This is a genomic window from Lysobacter sp. Root690, from assembly GCF_001427785.1.
GTDB lineage: Bacteria > Pseudomonadota > Gammaproteobacteria > Xanthomonadales > Xanthomonadaceae > Lysobacter.
This window is the reverse complement of record NZ_LMHM01000016.1, coordinates 74,652-91,646: the sequence shown is the minus strand read 5'-3', so window position 1 is coordinate 91,646 and position 16,995 is coordinate 74,652. Positions and strand designations below refer to the sequence as shown.

General features: G+C 67.1%; 11 protein-coding genes. 4 read left to right on the top strand and 7 right to left on the bottom strand.

What is annotated here, in order from left to right; all coding sequences use genetic code 11:
- Positions 1–129: 129 nt before the first annotated feature.
- The 7 genes from mtnA to smc form a co-directional block, all read right to left on the bottom strand.
- Positions 130–1,188, bottom strand: a complete 1,059-nt coding sequence (gene mtnA, locus ASD86_RS18145) for an S-methyl-5-thioribose-1-phosphate isomerase (RefSeq protein WP_056113806.1) — start codon at positions 1,186–1,188, stop codon at positions 130–132.
- A 160-nt stretch (positions 1,189–1,348) separates the two neighbouring features.
- Positions 1,349–2,116, bottom strand: coding sequence for a DUF3011 domain-containing protein (locus ASD86_RS18140; RefSeq protein ID WP_056113801.1), 768 nt, complete (start codon positions 2,114–2,116; stop codon positions 1,349–1,351).
- A gap of 200 nt (positions 2,117–2,316) precedes the next feature.
- Positions 2,317–3,045: a DUF3011 domain-containing protein gene (locus ASD86_RS18135; protein ID WP_056113797.1), complete on the bottom strand. Its 729-nt coding sequence runs from the start codon at positions 3,043–3,045 to the stop codon at positions 2,317–2,319.
- Positions 3,046–3,149: 104 nt separating this feature from the next.
- On the bottom strand, positions 3,150–4,148 hold the full coding sequence (epmA, locus tag ASD86_RS18130) for an EF-P lysine aminoacylase EpmA (RefSeq protein ID WP_056113795.1): 999 nt from the start codon (positions 4,146–4,148) through the stop codon (positions 3,150–3,152).
- Positions 4,145–6,508, bottom strand: coding sequence for an NAD-dependent DNA ligase LigA (gene ligA, locus ASD86_RS18125; RefSeq protein ID WP_056113792.1), 2,364 nt, complete (start codon positions 6,506–6,508; stop codon positions 4,145–4,147). Before ligA ends, epmA begins: the two co-directional genes overlap by 4 nt.
- A gap of 651 nt (positions 6,509–7,159) precedes the next feature.
- Positions 7,160–7,930 carry a cell division protein ZipA gene (gene zipA / locus ASD86_RS18120; RefSeq protein ID WP_056113789.1) on the bottom strand — a complete coding sequence of 257 codons (771 nt, stop codon included), beginning with the start codon at positions 7,928–7,930 and terminating at the stop codon, positions 7,160–7,162.
- A 244-nt stretch (positions 7,931–8,174) separates the two neighbouring features.
- Complete coding sequence (gene smc, locus ASD86_RS18115) at positions 8,175–11,678, bottom strand: chromosome segregation protein SMC (RefSeq protein WP_056113788.1); 3,504 nt, start codon at positions 11,676–11,678, stop codon at positions 8,175–8,177.
- Between the two features lie 326 nt (positions 11,679–12,004).
- Here smc and ASD86_RS18110 point away from each other — a divergent pair, with 326 nt between their 5' ends.
- The 4 genes from ASD86_RS18110 (at position 12,005) to ASD86_RS18095 (ending at position 16,813) form a co-directional block, all read left to right on the top strand.
- Entirely contained in the window at positions 12,005–12,397 is a 393-nt protein-coding gene (locus ASD86_RS18110) for a BlaI/MecI/CopY family transcriptional regulator (RefSeq protein WP_056113785.1), read from the top strand.
- Positions 12,398–12,408: 11 nt separating this feature from the next.
- Complete coding sequence (locus tag ASD86_RS18105; RefSeq protein WP_162253693.1) at positions 12,409–13,944, top strand: M56 family metallopeptidase; 1,536 nt, start codon at positions 12,409–12,411, stop codon at positions 13,942–13,944.
- 117 nt (positions 13,945–14,061) lie between these two features.
- A complete protein-coding gene (locus ASD86_RS18100) occupies positions 14,062–15,630 on the top strand; it encodes a serine hydrolase (protein ID WP_056115116.1) in 1,569 nt (522 codons plus the stop codon).
- A gap of 169 nt (positions 15,631–15,799) precedes the next feature.
- Positions 15,800–16,813, top strand: a complete 1,014-nt coding sequence (locus ASD86_RS18095) for a LacI family DNA-binding transcriptional regulator (protein WP_056113779.1) — start codon at positions 15,800–15,802, stop codon at positions 16,811–16,813.
- Positions 16,814–16,995 lie beyond the last annotated feature (182 nt).

Below are 16,995 nucleotides of genomic sequence, written 5' to 3'. Positions count from 1 at the left end.
ACACCACGCCAACCAAACACAATCGCGCCGACACGAGTCACGCTCACGCGGTCTTGGTCACCTCAGGTCGGCCGAAGCGACCGCCACCGGCGTGTTGGTCGAACCCTCAGCCGGCAACCGCCGAAACCCTCACCTCCCGAACGCCACCGTCATCGCCGCCGCATCCGGCCGCTCGATCACCCCGCGCTCGGTCACGATCGCGTCTATCAGCTCGTGCGGGGTCACGTCGAACACCGGGTTCCAGGCGCCGACCCGCTCGGCCGCGGTGCGGTTACCGCCGACCGCGAACAACTCGCCCGGGTCGCGTTCCTCGATCTCGATCAGGTCTCCGGACGCGGTGTCCATATCGACCGTCGACGACGGCGCGGCGACCATGAACTTGACGCCGTGGTGGCGCGCGGCGATCGCGAGTTGGTAGGTGCCGATCTTGTTGGCGGTATCGCCGTTGGCGCAGATGCGATCGGCGCCGACGATCACCCAGCCGACCTTGCCGGTCTTCATCAGATGCGAGGCGGCCGAGTCGGCGATCAGGATCGGCGCGATGCCGTCCTGCTCCAATTCCCACACGGTCAGGCGCGCGCCCTGCAGCCACGGCCGGGTCTCGCCGGCATACACCTGGGCGATGCGGCCCTGGGCGACGCCGGCGCGGATCACGCCGAGCGCGGTACCGAAACCGGCGGTGGCGAGTGAACCGGTATTGCAGTGAGTCAGCACGCCGTTGCCCGGTTCGATCAGGGCCGCGCCGAGCGCGCCCATGCGCCGGTTCGCGGCAAGGTCTTCGTCGGCGATCGCCTGCGCTTCGCGCGCCAAAACTTCGCGCCAGTCGGCGCCTGCGGCGGCCAGCACGCGGCGCATGCGCGCCAGTGCCCAGGCCAGGTTGACCGCGGTCGGTCGGGCCGCGTTGAGGCGCTGCATGGCCGGTTCGATCCGCTCCAGCGCGGTGGCGCCGTTATCGGCCTCGATCGTCTTGGCCGCCAGCACCACGCCCCAGGCCGCGGCGATGCCGATCGCGGGCGCGCCGCGCACGGTCAGCGCATGGATCGCCGCGGCGACCGCATCGCTGTCTTCGCAGGACACATACTCCACCGCGAACGGCAGCTTGCGCTGATCCAGCAGCTCCAGGGCCTGCCCGGTCCAGCGGATCGGGCGGATGCGGTCGTAACGGTCGAAATCGATGGTGTCGTTCATGGCGTCGAGTTTAACGGATGCAGGTGTCGGGCCTGAAACATCCGCATCGCGACCCGGTCCATCGCACGCGCCGCCGCCACGAACGACATCGCCCCGACCTTGCGGCCGGGGCGATGGATACGAGCGTCAGCTTGGATCGAGCGCGATCAGTGCAACGCGATCAGTTGACCTGGAAGCGACCGCGGCAACCGTTCGACACCCACACGCCGTTGCGGTCCCAACCCCAGGTCTGGCCTTCGATGCACGGCGAACCCGAGCTCTGGCGCAGCAGGCGCACGTCGCGGCGCACGCTCATGTTGCAGCGGTTCTGACGGTTGTTGTTGGATTCGCAGGAAATCTCCTGACCGCCGCCGCCACCCCAACCGCCGCCGTTGTTGCCGCCGCCGCCGTTCCAGCCGCCGCCACGGGTGGCGATGAACTCACCGCGGCAACCGCCGGACACCCACACCTGGCCCGGACGCGAACCCCAGTTCTGGCCCTCGACGCAGGTCGTGCTGGACAGCTGACGCTGCAGACGCGCGCGGTTGCCGCTGATGCTGCAGCTGCGCTGACGGCCGCCGTCGGATTCGCAGCGCACCACGTCGCCGTTGCCGCCGCCGTTCCAGCCGCCGCCACCGCCACCGCCGTTCCAGCCACCACCGCGGCCGAGCGCGAATTCGGCGCGGCAACCTTCCGACACCCAGATGCCGTTGCGGTCGTAACCCCAACTGCGGCCCTGGATGCACGAAGAACTGGACAGTTGCCGGCTCAGTTGCACGCCGCCTCGCGTATCGGCATCGCAACGGCGTTGACGGCCGCTGTCGGATTCGCAGCGGATGACGCCGTTGTTGGAACCGTAATCGTTGTACTGCGGCGCCGCCTGGGCGGCGCCCGCGGACAACCCCAAGCCCACCATCAGACCCAGACTGGAAAGAATGCGTGCGGACATGCTTGTGCTCCTTGTCGATTTGTCGAGGACTCTAGCCGAAGCCGCTTAACGCCAGCTCAAGATTTCGCCGTGTTCGCGAATCGCGTTGATGATGCAACGGTCTTGTTCATGACACGCTTAGTTTGCGCTTTGTTTCGCGGCCGATCTCCGCCGTTGGTCGCATGACGTCTGGCCCATGGCCGCATGCTCTCGCGCGGCGATCAACCGCCGCCGCGCCGATAATCGAGTTCGAATTCGGCGCGGCAGCCGTCCTCGACCCATACGCCATGCGCGTCGTAGCCCCAACTGCGGCCTTCGACGCATTCGGTGTTCGACAGTTGCTTGACCATGCGCACGCCCATGCCGGTTTCGCCGTCGCAACGACGGGCCTTGCGATCGCGCGATTCGCACAGCAGCAATTTGCCCTGCGCCTGCGCGACCGGCTCGGCGCCGAGCAGGCGGAACTCGCCGCGGCAACCACCGGAGACCCACACGCCGTTGCCGTCGGTGCCCCAGGATTGATTGCGCAGGCAAGGTTGTTTGGACAATTGCTGGGCCAGGACCACGCCGGCGTCGGTCTTTGCGGCGCAGTGATTCCAGCGCCCACCGACCGACTCACACTTGATCACGCGCGCGCCGGTCCTGCTGTCGCTGCCGCTGCCGCCACGCCCGAGCACGAAGTCCGCCGAACAGCCCTGCGAAACCCACACGCCACCGCGATCGGCGCCCCAGCTGGTGCCTTCGACACAGGGCTTACCGGAGGTGCGCCGGACCAGACGCACGCCGCCGCGGGTATCGGCCGGGCAACGCACCGTCTGCTCATCCTGCGATGCGCAACGCAGCACGTCGCCGCCGAACATCCGTTCGCCGGCCGGTTCCGCGCGCACACCCGTCGCGTATGCCGCGGCGGTGAACGCAAACAGATGGATCGCGGCTTTCACACTGCGCATGCATGGCCCCCAGCACCCGATGCGAGCACTCTAACCGTGATCGATGAACTTGCAATCAAAAACGCGCAGTGAGCCGATCTTGTGAAGCGCGTGGTTCATCGCGGTCAAGCGCGCGTGAAATCGAAGGCCAGGACGTCGGCGATACGCGCGCTGTCGAGCATCGCCATCAATAGCCGATCCATGCCCAAGGCGACCCCGGCGCAATCGGGAAATCCGCGGTCTAAAGCGTTAAGCAAGGCCTCGTCGCGCGGTGGACACACCGCCCCGCGCTGGCCGCGCAGGTCGCGATCGCGATCGAAGCGCACGCCCTGCTCGGTCGCATCGGCCAGCTCGTGATAACCGTTGGCCAATTCCAGCGGCCCCAGGTACAGCTCGAAACGTTCGGCGACCGCGACGCCGTCGGCGTCCTCGCTCACTCGGGCCAGCGCGCATTGCGACGCCGGATAGGCGTGGATCGCCAGCAGTTCGTCGCGGGAAAAAAGCGGCTGCAGGCGATGGGTCATCAACAGATCGAGCCAATCGTCGCGGTTCAATCCCTGCGGATCGATCACCACTTCGCCGAGCGCCGCGCGCAACTGCTCCTCGTCGGCAAACATCGGATCGAGCCCCAGGCGATCGCGGTACAGATCGCGATACGCCACCGTGCGCACACGCGCATCGCGCCCGACCAGGGCCAGCGCGGCGCGCACCAGATCGGCGGCTTCCTCGATCAGACGACGATGATCCCAACCGACCCGATACCACTCGAGCATGGTGAATTCGGGGTTGTGGCGACCGCCGGCTTCGCCGTCGCGGAACACTCGACCGAGTTCGTAACAGTCGCCGAATCCGGCCGCGAGCAGACGCTTGAGCGGGAATTCCGGCGACGTGCGCAGCCAGCGCGTGCGCGGCGCGCCGTCGGTGCGGCCGCTGAACTGCAGCGAGAACGAGGCGATGTTCGGATCGGTATTGCCGGCCACCGACATCAGCGGAGTTTCCACTTCGATCACCGCACGTTCGGCGAAGTAGGCCCGAACCGTGGCGTTGAGCCGCGCCCGCAGGCGCAGCGTTTCGAAGCTCGCCGACGGATGCCAGTCCGGCGGCTGCGAGGCTGAAGGGTTCATTCGTTCTGAGCCAGGAACGCCAGCAGTTGTTCCTCGTCCCAGACCTCGATGCCGAGTTCCTGCGCCTTGTCGAGCTTGGACCCGGCTTCGGTGCCGGCGACGACGAAACTGGTCTTCTTCGACACGCTGCCGGCAACCTTCGCGCCGAGCGCTTCCAGACGGGCTTTGGCTTCATCGCGGGTCAACGCGGCCAGACTGCCGGTCAACACCGCGGTCTTGCCGTCGAGCACGCCAACCGAAGACGCAGAGGCCGCAGGCGTCAACGCATCGAGCTGCTTCAACGCGTCGCCCACCCGCGTCAACAACTGCGCGTTTTCCTCAACGCTCAACCACGAAGTCAGCGCCTGCGCGCTGTCGGCCGGCAAACCGGCGGTGATGTAGGCGTGCTCGGGCGCATCGCGCAATTTTTCGGCATCGGCGAACGCGGTGGCGAGTTGCTCGGCGCGGATCTTGGTGACCTTGGGAATTTCCATGTCGACCAGCAAGGTCGCCAGGGTCAGGCCTTCGCGCAGTTTCGGCGACGGCAAGTGGGTGTCGGCGATCAACACGCCGCGTTCGAGCAGGTCGTCGATCACCTGCTGATTGCCGGGCTGATCGAAGAAATGCCCGAGCGAGCGCGCGACTTCGCCACCCACATCGGGCAGCCGCTTGAACACCGGCCACGGCAGGCGACGGATCAGTTGCAGATCGCCGAGCCAGCCCGACAAGGCCTTGGAGGTGTTTTCGCCGACGTGCTGGATGCCGAGCGCGAACAGGAAACGTTCGAGCGTGGTCTTGCGGCTTTGATCGATCGCCTCGATCAGGTTGTCGGCCCACTTGGTCGCGACCTTGCCGGCCTTGACCGTCTCCGGCGTGGTGCCGTCGCGCTCGTCGGCGCGGCGTTTCATCTCGAGCAGATCCTCGAGCTTGAGCTTGAACAGGTCGGCGACCGATTGCAGATAGCCCAGGTCGGACAAGTCCTCGATATAGCGATCACCGAGGCCTTCGATGTCCATCGCCCGGCGCGAAGCGAAATGACGGATGGCTTCCTTGCGCTGCGCCGGGCAGCTCAGTTCGCCCGAGCAACGCCACGCCGCCTCACCTTCTTCGCGCACGATTTCCGAACCGCACACCGGGCACGCGGTCGGCATCTGCCATTGCGGCGCATCCGGATTGCGGTACTCGGGTACGACCCGCACGATTTCCGGGATCACGTCGCCGGCGCGACGCACGATCACCGTATCGCCGATGCGCACGTCCAGGCGCGCGATCTGGTCGGCGTTGTGCAAGGTCGCATTGGTCACCACCACGCCGGCGACCTGCACCGGCTTGAGCCGCGCGACCGGGGTGGCCGCGCCGGTGCGGCCGATCTGGATGTCGATGCCTTCCAGCACGGTGGATTGTTCCTGCGCCGGGAACTTGTGCGCGATCGCCCAACGCGGCGCGCGCGAGACGAAGCCCATTTCGCGCTGGCCGGCGTAGTCGTCGAGCTTGTAGACCACCCCGTCGATATCGAACGGCAGCGAGTCGCGCTTGGCGCCCATCTGCCGGTAATAACCCAGCAAACCGTCGGCGCCGGCGACCACGCCGCTCTCGGCGCTGACCGGGAAACCCCAGTCGCGCAATTTCTTCAAGGTCTGGGAATGGCTGGCCGGCAAGCTGTAGCCCTCGACCACGCCGACCGCATAGGCATAGAACGCCAGCGGCCGTTGCGCGGTGATGCGCGGATCGAGCTGGCGCAGCGAACCGGCCGCGCCGTTGCGCGGATTCGCCAGCACCTTGCCGCCGTCCTTGAGCGCTTTTTCGTTGTAGGTCTTGAACGCGGCCAGCGGCATGTAGACCTCGCCGCGCACTTCCAGCACGGGCGGCCAGTCCTTGCCGCGCAGCTTCATAGGAATCGCCTTGACCGTGCGCAGGTTGAGGGTGACGTCCTCGCCGGTGGCGCCGTCGCCGCGGGTCGCGCCCTGGACGAAGCGGCCGTTCTCGTAGCGCAGGCTGATCGCCAGGCCGTCGAGTTTGGGTTCGACCGAAAACTCGGGGTTGGCGGTGTCCAGGCGCTCGACGATCTTGCGCACGAAGTCGGTCACTTCCTCGTCGCTGAAGGCATTGCCCAGCGACAGCATCGGCACGACGTGGGTGACCTGGGCGAAGGTGCCCGACGGGGTGTTGCCCACGCGCTGGGTCGGCGAATCGGCGCTGGCCAGCTCGGGATGCGCGGCTTCCAGCGCTTCGAGTTCGCGCAGCAGCCGGTCGTAATCGGCGTCGGTCAGGGTCGGGTCGTCGAGGACGTAGTAACGGTAGTTCGCGTCGTCGAGCTGGCTGCGCAGTTCGGCGGCGCGTTGGGCCGCCTGGGCGGCGTCTTGCTTGGATTGGGTCGTCACGGGCGGTTTGTCCTTGCGCTGCCGTTCGTGCGGAGCGGATGCATTTTGAACGGATTGGCCGTGATTGTGGATGCCGGGTGTGTCGCCGGGTGCGACCGGACGTCAGACGGTTATTGCGGGGTACCAGTGCCGCAGGCGGGTTACGCTTGCCGGTGTTATCGCTATCGGTGGCTGGAATCAGGCTCACTTTGAAAAAGGGGGCGGCGCGTTGCGGCGCTTTAGGCCTGAACATACAGCGGCGCGCGGGGGATTCGCTTTCAGCTGCGGATAGCGCGGCGCTCAGGAGCAAAAGCGAATCCCCCTACTCCCCCCCTTTTGCAAAGGGGGAAGCAACCCCGGCGGGACGATCACTTCGGGCAGACAATCGCGCCCACTTTGAAAAAGGGGGCGGCGCGTTGCGGCGCTTGAGGCCTGAACGTGAAACGGCGCGCGGGGATTCGCTTTTAGCTGCGGACCGCGCGGCGCTTGGGAGCTAAAGCGAATGCCCCTAGCCCCTTTCGCAAAGGGGGAAGCAACTTGGGTTAGGCGGGATACGAAATACCCCTGCAGTGGGGCGATCAGATCCCATGCTTCGACCTGGGGAGAGGATCAGACTCGGATAAAGCGCGGTTCCCGCATGCGATCCGCGCTTCGCGGCTTACCTGCCCGCGCTCACCAACGCGTCGGCTTGCTCAAAGGCGGCGCTTCGCGCTGACGATCGTAGGCGCGCAATTCGTCGCGCAGGTGGGCGATGCGCTGGCGGCCGAGCGCGTTGCGCTGTTCGTCCAGCACCACCGCGTCGAGCAGTTCGGCCATGCGCTGGGCGGTCGGTAGCATGGTTTCCCAGGCATCCAGCGCCGCCACCGGCGCGGGCAGAGTCAGGAAGAACGCGATCGCCGGCGTTTCCAGCGACTGGATCGTGGCCATGTCGAAACTGCCGGGCTTCATGATGTTGGCCACGCTGAACACCGGGCCGCGTTCGGGATGGCCTTCGACCAGGCGGTGGTAGACGCCCATGTGGCCGTAGACCAGGCCGGCCTTTTCCGCGGCGACCACGATGTCGGGCCCGTGCAGCTTCTGCCCGGCGCGCGCGGCCAGGTACAGGGTGACGATCTTGTCGAATTCTTCGCTGACCCGGCGGCCCAGCTCGCTGTTGGCCGCGTTCGCGTTGCCTTCCAGAGTCTTGTCGAACAGTTCCAGTTCGGCCTGGGTGGTCGCCTCGCCGGGCGCGCCGGTCTGGTCGAGTTCGCTCTGGATCTGCTCGCCCAGGGTCGGTTCCTGGCGCGGCCCGCTCTTGCGCGGCTCGGCGCTGCGCGCGGCGTCTTCGCGCGCGACGCGCTTGCCCTGCCCCGGCTTGCGCGGGCGGCCGAAGAATACGATCGCGCCGATCAGGATCAGGCCGGCGATCAGGATGCCGATCCTCATCAAGGTCACGTCGGACATTCGTTGCTCCTTTTGGTGCGGGGATTCGGGATTGGGGATTCGGGATTCGTCATGGCGGCGACGCCGACCATTGACTCCCTGCCCGCTACCGATTCCAGAAAACTATGGAGAGATGGGCATTCGTAACAACGGCGGACGCACCGACGTTCGACTGCTTACGTTGCACCAACTCAGAAAAAATTTGCTAAGGACTCGTTACGCCTTGGCGTTTGCTAATCCCGAATCACCAATCCCGGGTGCGGCCTCAAGCCGCACCAGCCAACCGCGTCGCCTCGGCCAGGTCGACCGACACCAGCCGGCTCACGCCCGGTTCGCGCATGGTCACGCCCGACAGTTGCTGCGCGGCTTCCATCGTCGCCTTGTTGTGGCTCACGAACAGGAACTGTACCTGCTCGCTCATCTCGCTGACCATCGCGGTGAAACGACCGACGTTGGCTTCGTCGAGCGGCGCGTCGACCTCGTCAAGCAGGCAGAACGGCGCCGGGTTCAAACGGAAGATCGCGAACACCAGCGCCACCGCGGTCATCGCCTTCTCGCCGCCGGACAGCAGCGAGATGTTCGATACGCGCTTGCCGGGCGGTCGCGCCATGATCGCCACGCCGGTGTCGAGCAGGTCTTCGCCGGTGAGTTCCAGATAGGCGTGACCGCCGCCGAACAGGCGCGGATACAACTCCTGCACGCCGGAATTGACCCGGTCGAAGGTGTCCTTGAAGCGGCCGCGGGTTTCGCGGTCGATCTTGCGGATCGCTTCTTCCAGGGTTTCCAGCGCGGTGTTGAGGTCGAGGAACTGCGCGTCGAGGTAATCCTTGCGCTGCGCGGCCTCGGCATGCTCGGCGATCGCGGCCAGGTTGACCGGCTCGAGCCGACGCAGCTTGTTGTCGAGTTCGATGACGCTGCGTTCCCAGGTCTGCGGCTCGGCGTTTTCGTCGAGCGAATTGACCACGTCCTGCAGCACCGCGCCGGCCTCGGCGATGGCCTCGGTCAGGGTCTCGGCCTTGAGCACCAGCGCCTGCTGCTCCAGACGGCGCTGACCGATCGCTTCGCGTTGCTGCAGCGCCTGTTCGTCGCGTTGCTGGCGGGTCTGTTCGAATTTGCGCAGGTCGTTGTCGATGCCATCGAGCGCGCTGCGCGCGGCGGTCAGGTCCTGCTCGGCGAGCACGCGCTGTTCCAGCGCGACCTGGCGCTGTTCTTCCAGCGCGACCACCGGTTCGTCGCCGTCGCTGAGTTGGGCCGACAGTTCGCTCAGGCGCGAATCGAGCTGGCCGCGTTGGCCGCCCATGCGTTCGAGGGTCTGGCTAAGGCCGGCGATCTGGGCGCGCTGGGTTTCCAGGGTCAGGGTCAGTGCGTGCGCGGCATCGCGCGATTCGCGCGCAGCATTGCGCGCGGCGTCGCGCGCTTCCGACAGCGAACGGCGCTCGGATTCGAGCTGCAAGCGCGAGTCTTCCAGTTCGCCCATGCGTTCGACCGCGGCTTCCTGGCGCATGCGCGCCTCGCGCGCCTGCTCGCGGCCGGCGTCCAGGCCGATCAGCAACTGCTCCAGGTCGGCGTCGATCTTCTCGATCCGGTTGCGCGCCGAATCCAGGCGGCCCTGGTGGCTTTGCAACTGGCCGGCCAGTTCGGACACGCTGCGGTGGGCCATGTACAAGGCGCGCTGGGCGTCTTCGCGCTGCTGTTCGCCGGCCAGCGAGCGGTCGCGCAACTGGATCTGGGTCTGTTCGAGTTCGCGCTCGCGGGTCAGCAGTTCCTCGATCTCGACCCGCAGGGTCTGGATCTCGCGCTCGCGCAGCAGCGCACCCTGCTTGGCCGCGCCGGAGCGCAGCACCCGTACCCAACCGGCGCCAAGGCGCTCGCCATTGCGAGTGATGATGGTTTCTTCCGCGCCCAGCGACGGCTGCAACGCGCGAGCCGCGGCCAGATCGTCGGCGCCGTGCAGGCGCGCGAGCAGGCGGCGGATCGCGGCCGGGCCCTGCACCTTCGATGCCAGCGAGGTCGCGGCGTAAGTGGCGTCGTCGCGCTCGGGCGAGACCAGGGTCAGGCGGCCTTCGCCGAGTTCGCCGATCGCATCGACCAGGGTCTCGGGTGATTCGACCAGCACGCCTTCGATCAACTGGCCCAGCGCGCTTTCGACCGCGTTTTCCCAGCCCGATTCGACGCTCAAGGTTTCGCCGACGCGCTGCGCCGAATCCAGGCCGCGCGCCTTGAGCCACGTCAGCGCGGCGCCCTGCTCTTGTCCGAGCGCGGCGTGCTGCAAGGTTTCCAGCGACGACAAGCGGCCGCGCGAGGTCTGCGCCTGCTTGCGCACTTCGGCGAGCTGGTTCTGGGTCGCGCGCTGCTGTTCCTGCAGGTCCGAGACCGCGGTCTTACGGATTTCCAGTTCGTCGGTCAGGCTTTCCAGCGATTCTTTTTGCAGGTCGTGCTGGCCCTGCAATTGTTCGAAGGCCTCCGACAGCGCGCCCAGGTCCAGGCCGGCGCGTTCGCTGGCCAGCGATTCGCGGCGGCGGTCGGCGTCGAGCGTCTGCCGGTCCAGGCCCTCGATGCGGGTGCGTTCGACCTCGGCCGCGCGCGCAGCTTCGGATTGCTCGCGGCTGTGCGCGTCCCAGCGCTGCTGCCAGTCGCTGAGCCGGTTTTCGGCGTCGCGCAGCGCGTCCTGACGCGCTTCGTCGTCCTCGCGCATCGCCTCGATGCGCGGCTCGGCGTCGGCGACCGCGGCCAGCAGCACGTCCAGGCGCGATTGATCGCTGCCGATGTGCTCGCCGATCTCGGCCAATTGATTCATCGCTTCGTCGCGCGCCTTGAGCAGGCGGCTCGACATCTCGCGCTGATGCTGGATCTGCTGTTCGATCCGCGCCAGGGCGCCGCCGACTTCGTAGCTGGCGGCCTGGGTCTTGTTGAGCTTCGCCGCGGCTTCTTCGCGACTGACCCGTCCGGTCTCCAGCTCGCGCTCGGCTTCGCGCTGTTCGGCGATCAACTGCTGCAGACGGGTTTCCTGCTGCGACAGCTTCTCGCGCTGGACCTGCAGTTTCTGGTCGAGGGCGCGGTACTCCAGCGCCTTCCACTCCACGTCCTTGATCTTGCGCTCGGCCTGGATCGCCTGGTACTGCTCGGCCTGACGGGCCTGACGGCGCAGGTGTTCGAGTTGCTTGCCGACTTCCTCGCGCAGATCGTTGAGGCGATCGAGATTTTCGCGGGTGTGGCGGATGCGGGTTTCGGTTTCCTTGCGCCGTTCCTTGTACTTGGAAATGCCGGCGGCTTCTTCCAGGTACACGCGCAGATCTTCGGGCTTGGCCTCGATGATCTGGCTGATCATGCCCTGCTCGATGATCGAGTAGCTGCGCGGGCCCAGGCCGGTGCCGAGGAACAGGTCGGTGATGTCGCGACGGCGGCACTTGCCGCCGTTGAGATAGTACTGGCTGGTGCCGTCGCGGCTGACCGTGCGCTTGACCGAGATTTCGTTGAACGCGGCGAACTCGCCGGTGATGGTGTGATCGGAGTTGTCGAAGATCAGTTCGACCATCGCCTGCGACACCGGCTTGCGCGCGGAGGAGCCGGCGAAGATCACGTCGGTGAGCGAGTCGCCGCGCAGGCGGCTGGCCGAGCTCTCGCCCATCACCCAGCGCACCGCGTCGATGATGTTCGACTTGCCGCAGCCATTCGGACCGACCACGCCGGTCATATTGGTGGGCAGGTGCAGCGTGGTCGGATCGACGAAGGACTTGAAACCGGACAGCTTGATCGTGGACAGACGCATGCGGCGTTGGGGCCTCTGGGTGCGGCGGACGCGGCCGTGAGTAGGTTGTTATGCAGGTTATCAAGTAATGCGGCCAAGTGATTGAATCGGCTGGGCCGGGCGCGGTTCTTGGCCGCGCTTACCCGGGAGTATAGCGGGCTGGCGCCGAGCTCGCCGTCGGTGCGCCGCGACGAGCCCGGGCGACGCGCGATCGGTGGCGGCGCCAAGGGATCGTCGGCCGCCTTTGCAGCGCCTTTCGCCGGCGACGGGACCACTACTAATTCGATAGTTGACAGACCGATCCAGGCCATGCTCCCATCAGTCAACTAATAAACCAGTAGACGCCCATGGCCCGACCCGCCTCGCCCACGCTCACCCAGTCCGAGCAAGCGATCCTGGAGGTGCTGTGGGACAAGGACGAGGCCTCGGTGCGCGAGGTCGCCGACGAACTGTCCCGGCACAAGCCGACCGCCTATACGACGGTGCTGACGATGTTCAACGTCCTGGCCAAGAAAGGCTTCGTGACCCATCGCCAGGAAGGCCGCGCCTTTATCTACCGCGCCGCGATCAGCCGCGAGCAGGCCCGCAAGCAGGCCCTGGACCATCTGCTGCTGCAATTCTTCGACGGTTCGCCGAACCTGCTGGCGCAGCATCTGCTCGACCGGCACGACGTCGATCGCGCTGAACTCAAGACGTTGCGCGACAAAGTCAGCGCGGTCAAGGCCCGGGGGGACGCGTGATGGAGAGCCACGTGATCGAAAGCCTGATCGACGCCGCGCCGGCGTTCGCGGCCCAGCATCTACTGCAAAGCGCGCTGTTGTTCGCGCTGGCTGTGGCGTTCATGCGGATGCGCGCGCTCGACGCCGAATTGCGCTCGTGGTTGCTGCTGGCGGTGTTCGCGCTGGCGACGCTGTCGCCGTTGGCGGCGCTGCTGCCGGGGCCGCCCTCGCCCGCGTTCGCGGCGCCTGCCGAGCAATTGGCGCCGCTACCGGACGAAGGCCCGACGCTCGATGAAGCGGTGTACGAAGCGGGGCAACGCTCGGACGTGTTGTATCTGGAGATACCGCAATCGTTCGCGACCGTGCTGACCCTGGCGTGGGCGCTCGGCGCGCTGTGGCAGCTGATGCGTTTGGTCGAAGGCGCGCGCCAGGCGCGTCGGCTGCGTCGCTCGGCGCATCCCGCATCGGAGTTAGAAGCGCTGCTTGCGCAAGAACTGCCGCGCCATGCGCGGATCGCGACCACGGCCATCGACGGGCCGATGGTGGTCGGCCTGCTGCGTCCCACCATCCTGCTTCCGCGCGCATTGGCGAACACGTTGGACACCGATGCGCTGCGCGACATCCTGCGCCACGAAATCGCGCATATCCGCCGCGGCGACCTTTGGCTGACCGCGGCGGTCCGCGCGGTGCTGGCGGTGTTCTGGTGGAGTCCGTTCCTGCGGCTGATCCATGCGCGCCTGGACCTGGCGCGCGAGATGGCCTGCGATGCGCGCGCCGCCCGCGGTTGCGGTGCGCGCGTGGATTACGCCGGTTCCCTGCTCAGCAGCGCCGAGACCTTGCTGGACCTCGGCGAACGGCCAACCTGGCTGGCGGTCGGCATGCTCGAACGCCGCAGCCATCTCGCTCAGCGCATCGACGGACTGATCGAACCCGGCACGAGCGATGTACCGCGACGCCGGCTCGCGGCAGTCGCTGTGTGCGTATCGGCGCTGCTCGTGTTCGCAGGCGTGTCGCTGGCGAACACGCCGCGACTCGATGTCGCCGGGCGCCATGTCGCCGAACCCGACACTCAGGTCGTCGCCCTGCTCGCGGCGGCGAAGGCCGGCGATACCGCCATGGTGCGCAAACTCGCCGGCAGCGGCGTCGACATCGACGCACGCGTGCTCGGCGACGGCACCGCGCTGATCCAGGCCGTGACCGCGCGCAATCTGAGCACCGTCGACACCTTGCTGGCCTTGGGCGCCGATCCGAATCGCGCCGCGCTCGGCGAAGGTAATCCCTTGATCGTCGCCTCGCGGCTCGGCGCGCAGCCGATCGTCGAACGGTTGGTGCGTGCCGGCGCCGACGTCAACCGGGTGGTGACCTACGACGAAACGCCCTTGATCAATGCCGCCCGCGCCGGGCATCTGGCGACCGTCGAGTACCTGGTCGCGCGCGGCGCCGACGTCAATCTGGGCATGGTCGCCGATGGCTGGCTGGGACGCTGGCGCTCGCCGCTCAATCAAGCCCGCGATCCGGCTGTGCGCGCTTATCTGATCGGTCGCGGAGCGGTCGCAGGGCATCCCTGACCAACGCGGCTTCCGCTGCATCCGTTCGACTATTTCCGGCGCGGGCCATGACCGTTCGCGCCCGGCCCCGCTTTGCCTGCATTCCCACCCACACGACCGCCACAGGGTATGACCACGATGAAATCCATGATGCTCGCCTGCACGCTGGCGATCGGTTTGCTCGGCGCCACCGCCCACGCGCAAGCGCCGGCCGATCGCGACACGGCCCAGCTGAAAGCCGCGATCGAACGCGGCCTGCGCCCCAGCATCGTCAAGGCCGGCGAGACCCTACCGACCTGGACACTGCAGGAGCGCATGGCGCATCACAAGATCCCCGGCGTCGCCATCGCCATCGTCAAGGACGGCAAGCTGCTGTACGCCGCCGGCTACGGCGTGCGCGAAGCCGGCACCCACGACGCGGTCGATGCCGACACGCTGTTCTCGGTCGGATCGGTCAGCAAGATGATCGCCGCGGCGACCACGCTGCAACTGGTCGCGCAGGGACGCATCGATCTCGACCGCGACATCAATGGTTATCTGAAATCCTGGCGCATTCCGCACGCGCCCGCGATCAAGAACCCGACGGTGACGATGCGCATGCTGCTGTCGCATACCTCGGGCCTGGGCGTGCATGGGTTCCAGGATTATCTGCCGCAGGAAACCCTGCCGACCCTGGTGCAGACCTTGAACGGAACCCCGCCGGCCAAGAACGATCCGGTGCGCCTGCAGTACGAACCGGGAACGCGCAGCGATTACTCCGGCGGCGGCATCATGCTCGAGCAGCAGATCATCGAAGACCTGACCGGCCAACCGCTCGACGCGGTCGCGCGCGCGCAGGTGTTCGAACCCGTGGGCATGCGCCGCAGCACCTACGAGAATCCGCTGTCGCCCACGCGCGGCAACATCGCCAAGGCCCACGACGGCAACGGCGCGCTCACCGCCCTTCCGCGCGGTTGGCAGACCTTTCCGGAGCAGGCCGCCTCGGGCCTGTGGACCAGCGCGAACGATCTGGGCGCGTTCGTCGGCGCGCTGATCCGCAGCTATCGCGGCCAGGGCGGCTTGCTGCCGCAGGCCATCGCGACCCAGATGATGAGCGAGGTCTCGCCGGGCGTGCGCGGCCTGGGACCGGAGCTCAATGGCAGCGGCAAGGCGCGCAGGTTCTTCCACAACGGCGACAACGACAGCTATCACGCCGCGATCGAAGGTTATCCGGAAACCGGCTACGGCTTCGCCATCCTCACCAACGGCGAGAACGGCGGCCGCATCCGCGGCGAGATCCGCAACGCGATCTCCGATGCGCTGGGCGATGGCATGAAACCGCCGATCCGCACGATCGCGCTGGACCTGAGTGCTCCCGTCTACGCCGATTACGCCGGCAGCTATCGCCTCGATCCAACGATTCCCATGGATATCCGCAGCGCGCTCGCCGACTGGTTCGACGTCGACTCGATCACGGTCAAGGTGGCCAACGGCGCCATCACCATGGACGTAGCCGACGGTCCGTCGGCCTCGCCGTTGCTGCCGCTGAGCCCGACCCGGTTCTTCGCCTCGGCCGCAGGCGCCGAGTTGGAGTTCCATCGCAACGCCCGCGGCGTGGTGCATGCGGTGAGCGTCGTGGCCGGCAATTCGCGCGCTTACTACCGCCGGCAGGTCGCGAAAGCGGCGGGCGCCGGCGCCCTGCCCGATCGCAGTCGCCCGAAGCCTTGAGCACGAGCGCCGCGGCGCGAACGCGACAATCGCCGCGTGCAGCAAGCGCATTCGGCGACTGCGTGCGTGTTTCGTGCCCGCGGTACGCCCGCTTTCGCAGCCGCGACGCGCGACGTGGTACATAGGCACGACCCGTCTTCGATCGCGATCCTGGAACGATCAACCCCGTATGAGCCGACCGCGCGCATCCAATCCGGCCCGCAAGGCCGGCGAACACCTGACCATGGCCGACCTGGCCGAACTGGCCGGGGTTTCGGCGATCACCGTCTCGCGCGCCCTGCGCGACAGCCCGCTGGTCAACCCGGAAACCCGGGCCAAGATCAAGGAACTGGCCGAGCGCGAGGGGTATCAGTTCAACATCAGCGCGCGCAACCTGCGCCTGCGCCGCAGCATGACCGTGGCGGTGGTGGTGGAAATGAAACCCACGATCGAGCGGCAGATGTCCGGCCCCTACCCGCTCGACCTGCTCGGCGGCATCAGCCAGGAGCTGACCTCGGCCGGCTACAGCGTGCTGCTGACCTCGCTGCAGGGCGGCGCGCTGCCCAGCGTGCAGGCCGCCGATGGGGTGATCCTGCTCGGCCAGGGCGCGCACGAAGACGCCATGCACGAGGTGCGCCGCTGGGGCCGGCCGATGGTGGTGTGGGGCGCGGTGAGCCGGCACGAATCGCAGATCGTGGTCGGCAGCGACAATCATCTCGGCGGCCGGTTAGCTGCCGAACGCTTCCTGGCCCTCGGCCGGCGCCGGCCGGTGTTCCTGGGCGACAGCGCGCACGGCGAATTCGCCGAACGCCTGGAAGGTTTCCAGCGCACCCTGGCCGCGCACGGGATCGAGCCCTTGACCCCGACCGTGGCCAATTTCACGGTCAGCGCGGGCGCGCAGGCGGTGCATGCGCTGCTCGATCAACATCCGCAGTTCGACGCCTTGTTCGCGGCCAGCGACTTGCTGGCGATCGGCGCGATCCGGGCCTTGATCGAACGCGGCCGGCGCGTGCCCGACGACGTGTCGGTGATCGGTTACGACGACACGCCGTTGGGCGCGACGTATCTGCCGCCGTTGACCTCGATCCATCAGAACTTCGTCGATGCGGGGGTGTCGTTGGCGCGCAAGATTCTGGCGATGATCGAGGGGGAGCCGGCGCAGTCGGAGATTTTGCCTACGCATTTGGTGGCGCGGGTTACCTGAGGGGCGTTGGTTGTGGGGTTTGGCGACGCGTCGGCGGTTTATCGGAAGTAGACGGTTGCGACGTTGATGCGGATTCGCGGTCGCGGCTTGCGCCGCTCGTACAGGTAGATGGCGTGGCATCAACCTGTGCTCTGCTTTAGCTCGAGCCTGAAGCCGCGCAGTTCATCCAGCGCTGCGAGGCA